This window comes from Dokdonia donghaensis DSW-1, assembly GCF_001653755.1.
Taxonomy (GTDB): domain Bacteria; phylum Bacteroidota; class Bacteroidia; order Flavobacteriales; family Flavobacteriaceae; genus Dokdonia; species Dokdonia donghaensis.
This window is the reverse complement of the sequence record NZ_CP015125.1, coordinates 946,603-963,357: the sequence shown is the minus strand read 5'-3', so window position 1 is coordinate 963,357 and position 16,755 is coordinate 946,603. Positions and strand designations below refer to the sequence as shown.

General features: G+C 37.6%; 15 protein-coding genes. 9 read left to right on the top strand and 6 right to left on the bottom strand.

Annotation, left to right across the window (positions count from 1 at the left end):
- Nucleotides 1-4 precede the first annotated feature (4 nt).
- The gene (locus tag I597_RS04235; protein ID WP_035326757.1) at nt 5-922 is read right to left on the bottom strand and encodes a metal ABC transporter solute-binding protein, Zn/Mn family; all 918 of its coding nucleotides are present in this window, start codon (nt 920-922) and stop codon (nt 5-7) included.
- A 15-nt stretch (nt 923-937) separates the two neighbouring features.
- On the bottom strand, nt 938-1,591 hold the full coding sequence (locus tag I597_RS04230; protein ID WP_035326755.1) for a metal-dependent transcriptional regulator: 654 nt from the start codon (nt 1,589-1,591) through the stop codon (nt 938-940).
- A 103-nt stretch (nt 1,592-1,694) separates the two neighbouring features.
- On the opposite strand from I597_RS04230, the gene I597_RS04225 reads away from it, so the two are divergent.
- The 4 genes from I597_RS04225 (at nt 1,695) to I597_RS04210 (ending at nt 8,758) form a co-directional block, all read left to right on the top strand.
- Nucleotides 1,695-3,953: a TonB-dependent receptor gene (locus I597_RS04225; RefSeq protein WP_035326749.1), complete on the top strand. Its 2,259-nt coding sequence runs from the start codon at nt 1,695-1,697 to the stop codon at nt 3,951-3,953.
- Nucleotides 3,954-4,021: 68 nt separating this feature from the next.
- On the top strand, nt 4,022-4,513 hold the full coding sequence (locus tag I597_RS04220; RefSeq protein WP_035326728.1) for a PAS domain-containing protein: 492 nt from the start codon (nt 4,022-4,024) through the stop codon (nt 4,511-4,513).
- A 764-nt stretch (nt 4,514-5,277) separates the two neighbouring features.
- Nucleotides 5,278-6,057 (top strand): GLPGLI family protein, encoded by a 780-nt coding sequence (locus I597_RS04215; RefSeq protein WP_081965000.1) that lies wholly within the window; start codon nt 5,278-5,280, stop codon nt 6,055-6,057.
- Nucleotides 6,044-8,758 (top strand): carboxypeptidase-like regulatory domain-containing protein, encoded by a 2,715-nt coding sequence (locus tag I597_RS04210; protein ID WP_236626649.1) that lies wholly within the window; start codon nt 6,044-6,046, stop codon nt 8,756-8,758. The genes I597_RS04215 and I597_RS04210 overlap by 14 nt, the downstream gene beginning before the upstream one ends.
- Here the strand turns inward: I597_RS04210 and I597_RS04205 are convergent.
- From I597_RS04205 to I597_RS04195, 3 genes are all read right to left on the bottom strand, one after another.
- A complete protein-coding gene (locus I597_RS04205) occupies nt 8,755-9,234 on the bottom strand; it encodes a regulatory protein RecX (protein WP_035326726.1) in 480 nt (159 codons plus the stop codon). The genes I597_RS04210 and I597_RS04205 overlap by 4 nt on opposite strands.
- A gap of 86 nt (nt 9,235-9,320) precedes the next feature.
- On the bottom strand, nt 9,321-10,871 hold the full coding sequence (locus I597_RS04200) for an Rne/Rng family ribonuclease (RefSeq protein WP_035326724.1): 1,551 nt from the start codon (nt 10,869-10,871) through the stop codon (nt 9,321-9,323).
- Between the two features lie 329 nt (nt 10,872-11,200).
- Nucleotides 11,201-11,491 (bottom strand): HU family DNA-binding protein, encoded by a 291-nt coding sequence (locus tag I597_RS04195; RefSeq protein ID WP_013750876.1) that lies wholly within the window; start codon nt 11,489-11,491, stop codon nt 11,201-11,203.
- A gap of 129 nt (nt 11,492-11,620) precedes the next feature.
- Between I597_RS04195 and mutY the strand changes: the two genes are divergently transcribed.
- Nucleotides 11,621-12,670 carry an A/G-specific adenine glycosylase gene (gene mutY / locus I597_RS04190; protein WP_035326721.1) on the top strand — a complete coding sequence of 350 codons (1,050 nt, stop codon included), beginning with the start codon at nt 11,621-11,623 and terminating at the stop codon, nt 12,668-12,670.
- On the opposite strand, the gene I597_RS04185 is transcribed toward mutY, so the two are convergent.
- Nucleotides 12,662-13,534, bottom strand: a complete 873-nt coding sequence (locus I597_RS04185) for an AraC family transcriptional regulator (protein ID WP_035326719.1) — start codon at nt 13,532-13,534, stop codon at nt 12,662-12,664. The two genes, mutY and I597_RS04185, sit on opposite strands and share 9 nt — an antisense overlap.
- 220 nt (nt 13,535-13,754) lie before the next feature.
- Here I597_RS04185 and I597_RS04180 point away from each other — a divergent pair, with 220 nt between their 5' ends.
- From I597_RS04180 to gldD, 4 genes are all read left to right on the top strand, one after another.
- The gene (locus tag I597_RS04180; RefSeq protein ID WP_052084217.1) at nt 13,755-14,093 is read left to right on the top strand and encodes a T9SS type A sorting domain-containing protein; all 339 of its coding nucleotides are present in this window, start codon (nt 13,755-13,757) and stop codon (nt 14,091-14,093) included.
- A gap of 212 nt (nt 14,094-14,305) precedes the next feature.
- Nucleotides 14,306-14,794 (top strand): single-stranded DNA-binding protein, encoded by a 489-nt coding sequence (locus I597_RS04175; RefSeq protein ID WP_035326717.1) that lies wholly within the window; start codon nt 14,306-14,308, stop codon nt 14,792-14,794.
- Between the two features lie 22 nt (nt 14,795-14,816).
- Nucleotides 14,817-16,139 (top strand): gliding motility-associated protein GldE, encoded by a 1,323-nt coding sequence (gldE, locus tag I597_RS04170; RefSeq protein ID WP_035326715.1) that lies wholly within the window; start codon nt 14,817-14,819, stop codon nt 16,137-16,139.
- Entirely contained in the window at nt 16,136-16,699 is a 564-nt protein-coding gene (gldD, locus tag I597_RS04165) for a gliding motility lipoprotein GldD (RefSeq protein WP_035326713.1), read from the top strand. Before gldE ends, gldD begins: the two co-directional genes overlap by 4 nt.
- Nucleotides 16,700-16,755: the final 56 nt, after the last annotated feature.

Here is a 16,755-nt window from a genome sequence, read left to right as displayed (position 1 = left end):
ATTGTTATTTTAAGGCTTCTACGATTGTAGTCACATTATATGTAAACATCCCTATGTAGGTTCCCTCTTCTGTACCAGCATTACCCAGCGCATCGCTATATAGAGATCCGCCTATAGTTACTTCGTTTCCTTTAGACTGAACTGCGGCTTGCAATGCCTCTATCGTGCGTCTAGGCACAGAGCTTTCTACAAAGATGGCTTTTACCTTATTCTCTATTATAAATTTTGATAGACGCTGTACGTCTTGAACACCAGCCTCTGTTGCTGTAGATAGACCCTGCAAGCCTACTACCTCAAAACCATAACTCTTACCAAAATAATTAAAGGCATCGTGTGCGGTAACGAGTATCCTTTTTTCAGGGGCGAGGGTGGCTACTTTGGCCTTTATTTCGGCTTCTAGCGTTTCTAATTTTGCTAGGTAGGTTTTGGCATTTGCTTGATAATATGATGCGTTTTGAGGGTCCTTTCGCGAAAGCGTACTTGTAACCTCTGCTACAAACTGCTTAAAGTATCTAATGTTAAACCACACGTGAGGATCATAGTTAGACGCAAAATAGTCTGACCCTATGAGGGTGTTTTTATCTAACACTTCGCCCAGTGCCACCTGCGTGACTTGGGTGGCGTTCATCTTTTCAAACACCTCTACCAGTTTGCCTTCTAGATGTAGACCGTTATAAAAAATAACATCTGCACGAGATAATTTTGTGACATCGCCAGCACTTGCTTTATATAAGTGTGGGTCTACTCCGGCACCCATAAGCCCCTGCAAGTTGATGTGCTCACCACCTATGTTTTTTACTAGGTCTGTAATCATAGAGGTAGTGGTAACAACGTTTAACCTACCATTATCCTCTATATTTTCTTTACAACTTATTACGCTTAAAGCGAAAAATACAATTGCGATATAAAAACTCTGTTTCATTAATGCTGCTTTAAATTAAATGTGGATGTAAAGATTTTCTGCTATTTTTTTTGAGATAAAAAACTGCTCTCCCTGAACCTGAATAACCATAGATCCATCAAAAAACTCTTTACCTAGTACTTTAATTTTTGACCCTATCGCTATACTACGCTTGTCTAAAAACTGAAGGAAGTCTGGACTTGTCTCACGCACACCTACTAGCTGACCTTGGTTTCCTTTCTTAAGTTCGGCGAGTAGTTTCTTTTCGGCACTTTTTATATTTCCGTTTTTATCTGGAATAGGATCTCCGTGCGGGTCGTAATCTGGATAATCTAAAAACTTATCGAGCCTGTTTATAAGCTCTTGTGATTTTATGTGCTCCAGTTGCTCTGCTATATCGTGCACCTCGTCCCATTGAAAATCGAGCGTTTCCAAAAGAAAAACTTCCCAAATACGATGTTTTCGCACGACACCTAGCGCCGCCTTTTTACCTTTTTCTGTAAGTGTGGTGCCCTTATATTTCACATAATTTACCAGACCTTTATCTGCAAGCTTCTTTACCATATCTGTAACAGAAGATGGCTTGGTCTCCATCTCTCCTGCAATGGCATTAGTGCTCACCCCGTGCTTTGCAATCGCCTCAAGATGGTAGATTGCTTTTAAATAATTTTCTTCTGACTTGCTGTACATACTCAATTAATAATATCAAATATACGAATTTTTGCACCTATTATAATTATTTTTAGATAAGACTAACATTTTTATATAGCTTTACAAAAATTTAAAATACGTTATGCTTAAAGTATGTACATTCCTGATGCTGCTATTTTCGCTATTAATGTGCGCTCAAACCACTATCACAGGTAGGGTGTCAGATAGCAATGGTCCTCTCCCCTTTGTAAACGTATACCTCGCAAATACAACTCTAGGTGCATCTTCAAATAATGATGGTAGCTTTGAGATTTTAAATGTACCAGACGGAACTTATACCATTATTGCCTCTTTTACAGGTTATGAATCTGTAAAGAAAAACGTCACTGTAAACGGCGGAACTATTACCGCAAATTTCTTTCTAAAACAAAATACCACTCTCGAGGAAGTCGTAATTTCTGGAACTCTTAAACCTGTGGTGCGTAAAGAAAGTCCCGTGCCGGTAGAAGTATACTCTCAAGCATTTTTAAAAAAGAATCCTGTTCCCTCGGTTTTTGAGGCGTTGCAAAATGTAAATGGTGTGCGCCCCCAGCTCAACTGTAGTGTCTGTAATACCGGAGACATACACATAAATGGTCTTGAAGGACCTTACACCCTTGTACTCATAGACGGGATGCCTATTGTAAGCGGCCTTTCTACCGTGTATGGTCTTTCTGGAATCCCAACCTCACTTATAGAACGTGTGGAGGTTGTAAAAGGACCAGCCTCATCGCTCTATGGAAGCGAGGCCGTAGGAGGATTAATAAATGTAATTACAAAAATACCCGAGCAAGCCCCACGCTTTTTTGTAGAAAATCAACTCACAAGCTGGGGAGAAAACAACTTAGACATAGGCGCATCTTTTAAGGCTGGAAAAGCCCACAGCCTTGTAGGTGTAAACTATTACAACTACAGTAATCCCATAGATAACAATAACGACAACTTTACAGATGTCACACTGCAAGATCGCATCTCTGTGTTTAATAAGTGGAGTTTTGACCGCAAGGATGATAAAGTATTTAATCTAGCTGGACGATTTTTTTATGAAGACAGATGGGGTGGAGAACTACAGTGGACACCCGCTTTTCGCGGAGGCGATGAGATATACGGAGAGAGCATTTACACGCGTCGTTTTGAAATTTTAGGAAATTACCAACTCCCCACTACCGAAGATTTTTTACTACGCTTTTCATACACAGACCACGATCAAAATAGCGTATATGGTAACGAAGCTTACATCGCGCAGCAACGCATAGGTTTTACCCAGCTCACCTGGAACAAAAAAATAAATAAGCACGACCTACTCCTTGCAGGTGGCATACGCTATAACTACTATGATGACAATACCACAGCGACTTTTAATGCAGGTGCAAATGCCGAAGAAGATGTTGTTATTCCTTCATTTTTAGTACAAGATGAAATTAAATTTACAGACAAAAACACCCTTCTGCTAGGTGCTCGTTATGATTATGACGCAAGGCACGGCAACATATTTACCCCGCGCCTAGCATACAGGCATAAGTTTAATGAAGATAATATACTGCGCCTTAACGCTGGCACAGGTTTTAGAATTGTAAGCCTCTTTGCCGAAGATCACGCCGCGCTTACAGGTGCAAGAGATGTCATTATCACAGAGGAGCTAGACCCAGAGCAATCGTACAATGTAAATCTCAACTACTTAAAGAAAATTTATAATCGCAATGCCATCTTAACACTAGATGCTTCTACTTGGTTTACACATTTTACAAATCAAATACTCCCAGATTATGACACAAACCCAAACCAGATTATATACAGCAACCTTAATGGCTACTCACAAACGTACGGTGCTAGCGTTAATCTAGATGCCACGTTTACAAACGGTATAAAAGGGAGTCTAGGAGTTACATATCAAGATGTATCACAAACCGAAGACGGCGTGCGTGAGCGTCAAATTCTTACCGAGAGTTATAGTGCTAACTGGTCACTAAGCTATAAAATAGAAAACCTTAATCTTAATATAGACTATACAGGTAGCCTATACGGCCCTATGCGATTACCCATACTGGGAGAACTAGACCCTAGAGAAGAATACAGTCCCACCTGGAGCACACAAAACATACAGCTCACCTATGACGGTATTACAAACCTAGAACTCTATGGCGGAGTCAAAAACTTGTTGAACTACACTCCTAACCGCAATAACCCTTTTATCATCGCCAGAGCAGACGATCCTTTTGATGAAAATGTAGTCTTTGATAATCAAGGACAAGTAGTACCTACAGCAGATAACCCAAATGCACTCACCTTTGACCCCAACTATATATTTGCTCCTAACCAAGGCATACGCGGCTTCTTTGGGATACGCTACACCTTAAACTAAAGTGTTAATCCTCATTAATTTAACACCAATGGATATAAACTTATGTACTTTTCTCAAAAATTGAGAAGATGAAGAAGAAAACTATACGTGCCATTGCCCCATTACAGTCTTGGGATATTTTTTCTGAAGGTCTTGCTCAAAATAGCATTAAAGCGAGAAAAAAAGCCGAACGAGAGCAACTTGCGATTTTCAAGAAAAAACATAAGTGGACGATTGATGTTACCGCAATAACAGATTACGACTACACCACCATAGTTGTTACAGATCACACACAGCACATACAGTGGGTAAATGCAGGCTTTAGCGATATGACCGGTTACCCTAAGAGTTATGCCATAGGGAAGCACCCACGTTTTTTACAGGGCGCAAAAACTTCTCCACAAGTACGTGAAGAGATTAAAACACACCTTAATAAAGGAGCGGTTGTAGAACGACAACTCCTTAATTATAAAAAAGACGGCACACCGTACCTGTGTGATATCAAAATTATACCGCTACACAACTCAAAAAGCGAGATCACTCATTTTATGGCACTAGAGAAACCTGCTAGGGTAGCCTAATATTTCTTTCTTTTAAATATTGAGTCCTCCTTTTTTTGACTCATTAGTACAGCACATTTTTTTAAACTACTTGCACTCCACGCAAATTGTAGTGGGATATTTTTGCGCTTTCGCGAAAGCGTAAGAAACTACTCCTCAATTCATTAAACTTACATTAACAAAATGTTAACATTTTTAAATAAAAAATACATTCAATTAAAAATCAACCCCTTACGAATAAAAAAAAAAAAACGACTATCTATTTCTTTAAGTTTTAAATCTGAAATAAAGGAAATCCGTAAAATAGTAGTGTAAGAATTTTCTATATTTCAAGTGATTAATCATCTAGTATACTAGTAGTTATATAATTGAGCGTTTATTGCGCAGTAAACAATCTTTTGTATAACTGTTAAGTCGGTAATCTTGGGGACGACTTTAAATATGCTTTAAGATTAAATCTAATTTATTATTATGAAACAAACATTTTTGTTACTAGCAATAGTTTTTACTTTCTCTAGTTTTACAACCACGACAACTAAAGAAAAAATTGAAACTTCTATTGAATTTTACGAATCAATTGAGGATGAGCGAGTTGATGATAGACAATGTAGACGCAGGACCTGCACATACCGCAACGGCCAACAAATATCTTGTACTCCGTGGATATATTTTGACTGTGGTATTGTTTTAGATGAAGTACATCTGTAAGCAATCGCAGCTAATTAACTAATCAATGGGGCTCTTGGGAAATTATTCCTAGGAGCCTCTATATTGCCATATTTACTATGAAAAATTATAACACCTATTTACTATTAATATGCTTGTGTTTTGGCTATAACTCAGTAGCCCAAAACACAACTATTTCTGGTAAGGTCATCTATCATCAAGAGACCAACCTTGCTTATTTATATGAAGTAGACTACACCCTGTTTTTTAATAAGGAACAATCTTTATACCTAGAAAAGACTAGAAAAAAAGAGGCTTATCAAGAAAAAAAGGAACAACAAGCTACCGAAATAACAAGAAAAATTATTGTCCCTCGGTCTAACACTACACAGCAATATTATCATTACAAAGATAATAGATTTACCTATAGAGAGATTTGGTTTGATGAGCCTCTTTATGTAGAAGACAATATTACTTTTGATTGGGAACTTATAGACGAGACTAAACTTATAGGCTCTTTCTTGTGTAAAAAGGCAAAAACTTTTTATAGAGGTCGCATTTATTCTGCTTGGTATGCGTTACAAATTCCTAACAATTATGGCCCCTGGAAATTTAGAGGCCTTCCGGGCCTCATACTCGAGGTAGAAGAAGAAAACAGTAAATTTAGAATTACAGCATCTAAAATAACACTAGATGATACCATAAATAAATTTGAAACTCCAGAAAACCGCAGTTTTCTTTCCATTTCAGAATTTCTTGTAGAAAAAAATAGATTAAATAATGAATTACTAGCTCGCATCAATAGTAAAGCGGCTAAAGGTTCTCAACCGCTACAAGCTAGCTCAAATTGTGAGGACTGTAAAGCCCTGCAACTAGAATGGTATAATGACAAAAGATAAAAGTAAAAAAGAGTTGATGAGTAACTGGCTACTCAGACTATTTTTTGGTTTCTTTTGTATGTGCTCTTGTTACAGTCAAGTAACTATATCTGGCGTGGTTACAAATGAGCTAGACAATCCTCTCTCACTCGCAAATGTAATTGTTAATGAGCTGGAAACTGATAAGATTATAACCTATGCCATTGCAGATCAAAATGGGTCATACAAAGTATCATTTAACATTCTTGAAGAAGCCCAGTATACCATTACCTTTAGTAGCATAGGATTTAAGCCATTTAAGCAAACTATTACGAAAAATGATGATTTATCATCTGTCTTAAACGTACAACTCATAGAAGATAATGAGATACTCGAAGAGGTTATTGTCTACGCAGAGCGCCCAATAGAAGTGAGCAAAGATACCATCACCTTCAAAACCAAAAATTTTACAGATGGCACAGAAACCGTTGCAGAAGACTTGCTGCGTAAAATTCCTGGCATCTCAGTCTCTGATGATGGTACGATAAAAGTGGGTAACCAAGAGGTAGAAAAAGTAATGATAGAGAATGACGACTTTTTTGAAAAAGGATACAAAACACTCACAAAAAATCTCCCTGCAGCGCCTATCGAAAAGGTAGAAGTACTTAAACGATATTCTAATAATAAATTGCTCAAAGGTATTGAAGAGAGCGATAAAATAGCTTTAAATCTCACACTAAGCGACGAGGCAAAGCGACAGTGGTTTGGTAACATAAACCTTGGGTATGACATCGCCACACAAGAAAGATATGATGCACGGGTAAATCTTTTAAACTTTGGAAAAAAAAATAAATACTACTTCTTTACAAATCTCAACAACGTAGGTTATGATGCTACTGGAGATATAAGCAATCTCATACGCTCCTCTAGCTATGGTGAACCCGGAAGTATAGGTGATAACCAGCAAAATAATCAACTCATACAGCTATCAGATAGAGTTCCTTATTTTAAAGAATCTCGATTTAAATTTAATAATGCAGAGCTACTATCGCTCAATGCCATTTTTAACCCTTCAGAGCGCTTTAAAATTAAAACTATAGGGTTTGCAAACTGGGATGAGCTGGCCTACTTTAGAAATAGCACCGACACCTTTGTAGCAAATGGCACAAATTTTACAAACTCAGAAAACTATAGCCTTAAAAGTGATTTTATAACACTCTTTGCAAAACTTGATATAAATTACGACCTATCTAAAACCGCTAGCATACAAGTACTATCAAAGTATAGCAATACCCAAGCACATAAAAGGTCTGACCTTCTGTTTAATAACACTCCTACCCTCCAAAATCTGGATGACACAAACAATAGATTTGACCAGAAAATCGCCTACTCGAAAAAGTTTAAAAACAATAAGGCATTATTAATAACTGGGCGCTATATAAAAGAAGAAGCTCCGCAGGGGTTTACCGTAAATCAAAACAACTTTTTTAGCCTCTTTGATCAAACAGAGCCGCAAGATGATATCGAGCAGCAAAGTAGTATAAATTATGAATACCTGGGTGCAGAGGCTCACTGGCTAGATCGTAAAGAAAATGGTCATCTATTTGAGATAAAAACGGGAAACACGCTTAGAACAGACCATTTAAAAAACACTTTTAGTATCACCACAAGTAATGATATTATAACCCCGGTAGGTTTTCAAAACGAACTTAACTATACAGTAAACGACACCTATCTGTGGGCAAAATATTTTTATAAATTTTCAAAAAAATGGTCTATTACAGCGACTATAAACAATCACCTCATTACAAACAGTCATGATAATAAAACCACAGACAGTAACCCTAATAAAGAAACTATTTTCTTTATAAATCCCTCGCTAGCTACCTCACTAGAAATAAATGATAAGAACAAAATCACCCTATCTAGTGCCTTAACAAGAAGAAATAGTGATGTTACAGAAATCTATACAGACTATGCTCTCACAGGCTACAGAAACTTTTCTAGAGGTACGGGAGCTTTTAATCAACTAAATGCTTTTAGCTCATCATTATCTTATGAGCTAGGCAACTGGAGTGATAGATTTTTTGCGACTGCGTTTGTAACCTACGCAAAGTCTTTTGACTTCTTAACCTCTAATAGAACCATAACTCAAGACTTCACACTGTCAGAAAATATAATATTAAAAGATCAAGAAATTATAAGTGCAAATGTGTCTCTAGATAATTACTTAAAATTTATAAAGTCTAACTTAAAAGCAAAGGCCTCTTACTCCTCTCTTAACTTTCAGAATGTGGTAAATGACTCTCCTGCAAGAAAGATTACCTCAAATAATTACAGCTATGGGTTAGAACTGCGCAGCGGTTTTTCTGGCATTTTTAATTATCACATAGGCACCACTTGGAGAACAAATAGTATCACAAGCACAGGATTTAAAAATGACTTTACAAATAATGAGAGCTTTCTTGACCTCTCTTTTATTTTAAATAAAAAATTAAATATACAAGTACAAACAGAGCGTTACTTTTTTGGAAATTTAGCTAGTGACAACACCTATTACTTTGCAGATCTCACCGCTACCTACGACATTATAAAGAATAAAGTGAGCCTCTCCCTCTCGGCCAATAATCTGTTTAACACAGAAGTCTTTAAAGAGTTTACTATAAACGACATAGGCTCTTCTACCACAGAGTACCGCCTTTTACCTAGATATGCTTTATTAAAATTGAGCTATCGTTTTTAAGGCACCAGCTCCTTCACTTTTTCATACACAAGATCACCTTCCCAACCTCTGTAGGTGAGATAGTCTGCAAGTTTTTTGCGCTTGCGGTATTTATCGGTTTCTGAGGAGAGTTGTTCATAACGCTTTCGCGAAAGCGTATTAAAAACCCTATCATATTCCTCGTCTTCTATCTCAAGTAGGGCTGTTTTGAGATTATAAGCGCTTATGCCGCGTTGTTTTAACTCACGGGTGATACGCACCCTTCCCCAGCTTTTATGGCGAAATTTACCCCTTGCAAAGGCTTTTGCAAAGCGCTCTTCATTTAAGAAGTTGTGCTCTAGTAGGTGACCTATCACTACATCTATAGCTTCTGGTATCATACGCATATCTCTAAGCTTTTGCGCGACCTCTTTATGACAGCGGTCTTGGTAGGCGCAGTAGGCTTCTAGCTTGCGTTTTGCCTCTTCTACAGTATATGTTTTTACGGGTTGTTGCACTGGGCAAATGTACTTGTTTTACCGCGATATCATTTTTACAACAGGCCATAAAAAAACCCCATCCTCTATTGAGAATGGGGTTTTTACTAGTTTACAATCTTGATATCCTTGCCAGAAGCGTCTGTAAAGTTATACTCGAGATACGTGTATGCATCTCGTGGCATTACCTTTACCCACTTTTTATGTTCTAAAAACCATTTAGAACGTATAGAAGGAAAGCCTTTTGTTAAATAGGCTGCAACAAATGGATGCGCGTGTAGCGTCACCTTTTTTGCACCAGATTTTAAAATACGGTTGAGTTGTCCTTGAAGCTTCTCTACTATTACAATAGGTGCTTCTATCTCATTAGTTCCGCCGTTCGGGTTTTTCTCACGGGTCTTAATGTTCATTTCTGGACGTACTCGCTGCCTAGTGATCTGGATGAGTCCAAATTTACTAGGAGGTAATATTTTGTGTTTTGCGCGATCTTCTTTCATCTCATCTTTGAGGTGATTGAATAATTTGCGACGATTTTCAGCCTTTGCCATATCGATAAAATCGACTACAATGATACCTCCCATATCACGGAGGCTAAGCTGTCTTGCTACTTCTGAGGCAGCAATCATATTTACCTCGAGTGCAGTGTCTTCTTGACTCTTGGCTTTATTTGATCTGTTACCACTGTTTACGTCTACGACGTGTAGGGCTTCTGTGTGTTCGATCACGAGATAAGCACCACGGCTCATTGATACTGTTTGTCCAAAAGAGGTTTTAATTTGTCTTTCGATTCCAAATTTTTCAAAAATAGGCACTTGGCTATTGTATAATTTTACAATGCTCTCTTTGTGAGGAGCAATCTCGTTTAGGTATTCTTTAATTTGATAATAAAGTGTTTCATCATCAACAGTGATGCTCGTAAAGCTGTCATTAAAAATATCCCGCAGGATAGATGACGCTCTGTTCATCTCACCTAGTATTTTACTAGGGTGGTGAGCACCTTTAATTTTTTTGCTCATAGTGGTCCATTTGTCCACTAGATTTTGCAGGTCCTTATCTAGTTCTGCAACTTTTACACCTTGTGCAACAGTGCGCACAATCACGCCAAACCCTTTGGGTCTGATACTTGTTACCAGTCTTTTAAGACGTGCTTTTTCTTCTTTGCTTTCTATCTTTTGTGAGATAGAGATGCGGTCTGAAAATGGCACGAGAACAATATAACGACCAGCTATAGACAACTCGCTACTTATGCGAGGTCCCTTAGTCGAGATAGGTTCTTTTGCGATCTGTACAAGTACACTTTGTTTAGACTTAAGAACATCGGCTATTTTGCCATTTTTATCTATGTCTTTTTCAAAGGTGAAGTTTTGTAAGGAATAGTCTTTTAATTTACCTGTGCTTATACTTTTGATGTACTTAAGTAAGGTAGGCAGTTTTGGGCCCAGATCGTGGTAATGCAAAAATGCATCTTTCTCATAACCTACATTTACAAATGCAGCATTGAGACCAGATACGGCCTTTCTCACGTTTGCGATATAAATATCACCTACGTTAAACTTATTTTCATCTTCATCTTTATGAAGCTCTATAAGTTTTCCATCTTTTAGTAAGGCAAAATCAACTACGGAGGAACTAGATCTTATGATCAATTCTTTATTCACGTTGTAGTAATTTTTATCCCAATATAAATCGGGATGGTTGATACTTTTAATTTATCACAGGTGTATAGTGTATGTGTTTACATACTGTGTGTAATAAATATCGTTGCAATAATGACGTATCTTAGGTAAAAGATAGTGCTGTTATTGCGATGTCAAAGAACGCGTTATTGCACCCTAGAGGTGTAATAAAAGAAAAAGTAGTCTTAAGACTACTTTTTCTTTTTGTGGCGATTTGCTCTACGTCTTTTCTTACGTTTGTGAGTCGCTACCTTGTGTCTTTTTCTTTTTTTACCGCTTGGCATAAAAATGATAGTTTAAAATATTACTTATTAGTCTACACTAACGTTCGTTTTTACACCTTCTACAAATACTTTAGCAGGCTTGAACGCTGGAATATTATGTGCTGGAATCTTGATAGTTGTATTTTTTGAAATATTTCTACCAGTCTTCTCGGCTCTAGTTTTGATTATAAAGCTACCGAATCCTCTTAAGTACACGTTATCTCCTCCTTCTAATGAAGTTTTTACTTCCTCCATAAAAGATTCAATAGTCGCTTGTACGTCATTCTTTTCGATACCCAGTTTCTCAGAAACTTTCGCTACGATATCAGCTTTAGTCATAATGTCAAATATATTAGGGGGTTAAAATTCAAGATTGCAAATATAGGAATTAAAATATCAAAGAATCAAACATAATCTTTTAAAAAATAGACACATAACATCTAGCTTTGTATAAAACCCTATTTTATATTGTCTTTTTCTAACAAACTCATTACTTGGTATTTAGAACACAAGCGCGATATGCCTTGGCGCAATACCACCCATCCTTACCACATCTGGCTCTCAGAAATTATTCTTCAGCAAACGCGCGTAGCGCAAGGATTACCGTATTATATTGCCTTTACAGAGGCCTTTCCTACAGTGCAAGATCTTGCTCAAGCTACAGAAGAAGAAGTTCTTAAATTATGGCAAGGTCTAGGCTACTATTCTCGTGGTCGTAACCTACACGCAAGTGCAAAAATGATTGTAGAAGAGATGGACGGTGTTTTTCCTAACACCTATGAGGAGATTAAAAAACTTAAAGGTGTGGGAGATTATACCGCCAGTGCCATTGCAAGCATATGCTTTAATGAGCCTACTGCTGTAGTAGATGGTAATGTATATAGAGTGCTATCTAGAGTATACGGGATAGACACACCTATAAATAGCACAGCCGGCATAAAAGAGTTTAAAGCACTGGCGCAGGAGCTTATAGATGAAAACCGCCCTGCAGATTTTAACCAGGCTATAATGGAGTTTGGGGCAATACAATGCAAACCTCAAAACCCCTACTGCTTGCACTGTATCTATAATGCTAGCTGTGTAGCATTACAACAAAATAAAGTGTCTGAGCTTCCTGTGAAGCTTAAGAAGACAAAGGTAAAGCACAAATATTTCCACTACCTATATATTAAAGATAAGCAAGAGCAAACTATCATAAAGCAACGCACAGGCAAAGGCATCTGGCAAGGACTGTATGAGTTTCCCGTTATAGAAGAACTCGCGGCGCTGCAAGAGGGAGAAGGAGACCGCTTTCGCGAAAGCGTAAAAAATCACCCCTTACTACAAGATCTGGTTATAAATGATATTTATAGATATAATGACACCCCTATTATACACAAACTATCACACCAGCATCTACACACCACATTCTGGATAGTAACGGTAGATGAAATTACTGATAATGCCACACCTGTAAATAGGATTACCGAACTACCCGTACCAGTGCTGATAGGGAATTTTATAGAGAAGTTACTCTAGTACGGTTCTAAGCTCTTTTCTATACTCTGAAGGATTTTGACCAACAAAGGCCTTAAATTTTTTATTAAAGTGAGAGAAATTATTAAACCCACTGGCAAAACATACCTCTGTAATACTAAGGGGCTGCTCTGCTAGTAATTTTGACGCGTGTACGAGGCGATACTCATTTACAAACTGGGTAAAGGTTTTATTTGTAATCTTTTTAAAGAAACGGCAAAAACTCGGGATGGTAAGGTTAGTAAGATCTGCCATATCTTTTAGTGGTATCTCTTCTTTAAAGTGGGTTTTTACATAATTAAAGACTAGGTTAATACGGTCATTATCTTTTACATCAGACAGTAAGGAGAAGCCATCTGCATTAAGAATTCTGTACTCTTCTGTATGCGCGAGGTCATTAAGTATGTTGAGTTGTGATACGAGGCGTTCAAAATCTGTTTGATGCTCCATTGCTTCCATCATCGCTCCTACTCTAGCCTTTGTCTCGCCAGAAAATACAATCCCACGATTTGCTACGTGTAGTAGTCTTTTAATACTGGCCATCTCTGGGATATTAAAGAAGTCTGCTCCTAAAAAATCGGGTTTCATATGTATGACGGTCTCACAGCTGTTACCTGTATCCTCATTTGTAAAACCACAGTGAGGTAAATTACTACCTACTATTATAAGTGTTCCCCAGGTATAATAAGACACGTTACTCCCTACCTGCCTTCTCCCTGTACCCCCGTTTACAAAAACGAGCTCTATCTCGGGATGATAATGCCAGACATTATTAACGTTTGTAGTGCGCTCATCAAACTTCTGGTATGCAAACGAGGTTCCAAAATCTGGAGAAATAGACTCAAAAGTAGGTTTTTGCAAAATCATAGTAGAGCTGCTTTACGAGGCAAAATTAAATAGGTTTATATCCTTACATCACTAGAGATTTACCTCAATTATGTGCTAAATTAACATTTTATGATTTATTAACACATTACTGTGTTAATTACACACATATATTTGAAAATATGCGTGTAGTAGAAACTTATAATCGACCGTATGTTTGCAGTGTAAAAAATTAGAAATCAATCTTTTAAATTGAAATATTATGAAAAATGCAATCAAATTACTAGCAGCCTTTGCGATTTTAGTAACAAGCATTCAAGTTAATGCTACAGGATTAAACAATCCTCCTAAGACATCTGCAGAGAGCTTAGTTTTAAAAACAGACGGAGAGGTCGTGTATCTTAACCTACTTAACCTTGACCAAAGCCCTATAAACGTAGTAGTACGTGACGCAATGGGACGTATTGTTTTTACAGAAACTATTGAAGAGACAAAAACCGTACACAAGGCTTTTAACTTTACTAAAGCTTTCAAGGGTACGTATTATGTAAAAGTAAAAGACGGTGACAAGAGTTACACCAAAGAGGTGGTTATCGGATAAACAAGACTAGTTTATTTTGTGTAAAAATTAGTATGCTTAGTTTAATCCCTAAAAGGTGGTTCTTTTAGGGATTTTTTATGTCTTATTGTGAGATATCACTGTTAGTTAAGGGGATTAGAACGCTATCTCCTTTATGTAATACAAGTGTGTTTTGGTAAACTTTCGCGAAAGCATAACAGCCTTGCATCGCAATATTTATTACATTTGATACTATGGCAGGAACTATCAATAAAGTGATCCTTATAGGTCACACCGGAGATGATGTAAAGATGAATTACTTTGAAGGAGGTAATTGTATAGGAAGATTTCCTCTAGCGACTAACGAGGAGTATGTAAACCGTACCACGGGAGAGCGCGTAAGTAATACGGAGTGGCACAACATTGTTGTGCGTAATAAAGCTGCCGAAATTTGTGAGAAATATCTGAAAAAAGGTGACAAAGTATATGTAGAAGGTCGCCTTAAAACTCGCAAGTGGACAGATGATAAAGGTATGGACCGCTACTCTACAGAGATACAGTGTCAAGAGTTTACCTTCTTAACACCTAAAGGCGAGAGTCAAGGGCAAGGGCAGCAAGCCCAGCAACCTAGACAAGCTGCTCAACCAGCACAGCCTAAAGCGCAACCTTATAATACAAATCAACCTTCTCAACCTGCGCAACCTACTACAGACACCAGTGATGTAGATGATTTGCCATTTTAAGTTAATTTAAATTTTATAACCTTTGGATCCCGATCCCGAACCCTTACTTATACTTTTACTCGCCCTTGACACCTCAAGTATTTTGAGTCTTGTGGCACTTGTTATACTGCTTACGTGCTCTGCGCTTATAAGCGGTGCAGAAGTAGCTTTTTTTTCTCTATCACCTAGTGACTTACTAGAAACCGAAGAGCTCGTTGCAGACCGCAAGATGATGGTGGTAAAAAAATTACTCACCAAACCAAAAAAACTACTAGCAACCATACTTGTAGCAAACAATGCTATAAATATTGCTATTGTCCTCCTATTTGCCAGCCTAGGTGAAGTCATATTTGCAAATATTACAGCAGAGATTCTTACCATCCCTGTGCGCTTCTTACTGGAAGTGGTCCTTATCACGTTTTTGATATTACTTTTTGGTGAGATTTTACCTAAGGTGTATGCAAACAGAAACAACAAGAAATTTGCAGCACTTATGGCATACCCGCTGCGTTTTTTAGATATGCTATTTACACCCCTGAGCAGTCCTATGCGCCTTGCCACATTGTGGATTCAAAATAAGCTAGGCGAACAAAAATCTAGTTTTAATGTAGATCAGTTATCGCAGGCACTAGAGCTTACTAGTGAAGAAGATACCACCACAGAAGAACAAAAGATTTTAAAAGGCATTGTATCTTTTGGTAATACAGATACAAAACAGGTAATGCGACCACGTATGGATGTCTTTGCCCTTAATAAAGATGATGATTATCAAAAAGTACTTAAAGAAATTACAGAAAATGGTTTCTCCCGCATCCCCGTGTTTTCTGAGAGTGTAGATACTATAGTAGGTATTCTCTATGTAAAAGATTTACTACCACATCTTACTAAAAAAGACTTTGACTGGACAAAACTTATACGCGAGCCTTACTTTGTGCCAGAAAATAAAAAGCTAGATGACTTACTCGCAGAGTTTAAAGAAAAGAAAAACCACCTAGCCATCGTAGTAGATGAGTATGGTGGTACTAGCGGGCTTATCTCTCTAGAAGATATTATAGAAGAAATCGTGGGAGACATCTCGGACGAGTTTGATGATGAAAATATTATCTATTCTAAACTTGATGATTATAACTGGATCTTTGATGGGAAGACATCGCTCAAGGATTTTTATCGCATCATAAAACTAGAAGACACCACTATCTTTGAAAACAAGAAAGGTGAAGCCGAAACCATTGCTGGTTTTGTACTAGAGGTCTCTGGAGCGTTTCCTCGTAAAAATGAGGTAATAAAGTATGACACCTATGCGTTTACTGTGGAGGCTCTAGATAAAAAGCGCATCAAGCAAATTAAATTTACCATTACATCTTGAAAAACACAGCAGCCATACTCATCTTAATCGCTTTAAGCATATCACTTATTTCTTGTGGAGGCGACACCTTGCCTAAGCCTAAAAGCCAGCTTAGTTTATCATACCCTGCGCCTAGTTACAAGGCTACTGCAAGCGACTGTGATTATAACTTTGACCTCAACAAACTAGGGATTGTACGCTACAAAGATGACTGTTCTGCAGTAATAGATTACCCAACCATAAACGGCAGCATCTTTTTAACCTACCGCAAGGTTGATAATAATATTAATGCACTGCTCAATGATGCCCAAAAGCTCACCTATGAGCACGTGCGTAAAGCAGATAATATTATAGAAGAAAAGTATGTAAACGAGACCCAAAACGCCTACGGGATGTTTTATGACATAAAAGGAGATGCAGCCTCACAATCTCAATTTTATATTACGGATAGTACAAATCACTTTCTTACGGGGTCTATATACTTTAATGCAAGGCCTAATTATGATAGTATATATCCCGCTGCGATATATCTCAAAAACGACATACGCCACCTTATGGAAAGTATAGAATGGCGTAAATAATATCGCCCTACTTTACCTCACAAACCTTTTAGATTTTTACCTTAAAAACGCCGACC

Excerpts from the sequence above, each read along its gene's own strand:
- I597_RS04235 (WP_035326757.1), bottom strand. The coding sequence starts at position 922 with ATGAAACAGAGTTTTTATATCGCAATTGTATTTTTCGCTTTAAGCGTA.
- I597_RS04230 (WP_035326755.1), bottom strand. The coding sequence starts at position 1,591 with ATGTACAGCAAGTCAGAAGAAAATTATTTAAAAGCAATCTACCATCTT.
- I597_RS04225 (WP_035326749.1), top strand. The coding sequence starts at position 1,695 with ATGCTTAAAGTATGTACATTCCTGATGCTGCTATTTTCGCTATTAATG.
- I597_RS04220 (WP_035326728.1), top strand. The coding sequence starts at position 4,022 with ATGAAGAAGAAAACTATACGTGCCATTGCCCCATTACAGTCTTGGGAT.
- I597_RS04215 (WP_081965000.1), top strand. The coding sequence starts at position 5,278 with ATGAAAAATTATAACACCTATTTACTATTAATATGCTTGTGTTTTGGC.
- I597_RS04210 (WP_236626649.1), top strand. The coding sequence starts at position 6,044 with ATGACAAAAGATAAAAGTAAAAAAGAGTTGATGAGTAACTGGCTACTC.
- I597_RS04195 (WP_013750876.1), bottom strand. The coding sequence starts at position 11,491 with ATGACTAAAGCTGATATCGTAGCGAAAGTTTCTGAGAAACTGGGTATC.
- I597_RS04185 (WP_035326719.1), bottom strand. The coding sequence starts at position 13,534 with ATGATTTTGCAAAAACCTACTTTTGAGTCTATTTCTCCAGATTTTGGA.
- I597_RS04180 (WP_052084217.1), top strand. The coding sequence starts at position 13,755 with ATGAAAAATGCAATCAAATTACTAGCAGCCTTTGCGATTTTAGTAACA.
- I597_RS04175 (WP_035326717.1), top strand. The coding sequence starts at position 14,306 with ATGGCAGGAACTATCAATAAAGTGATCCTTATAGGTCACACCGGAGAT.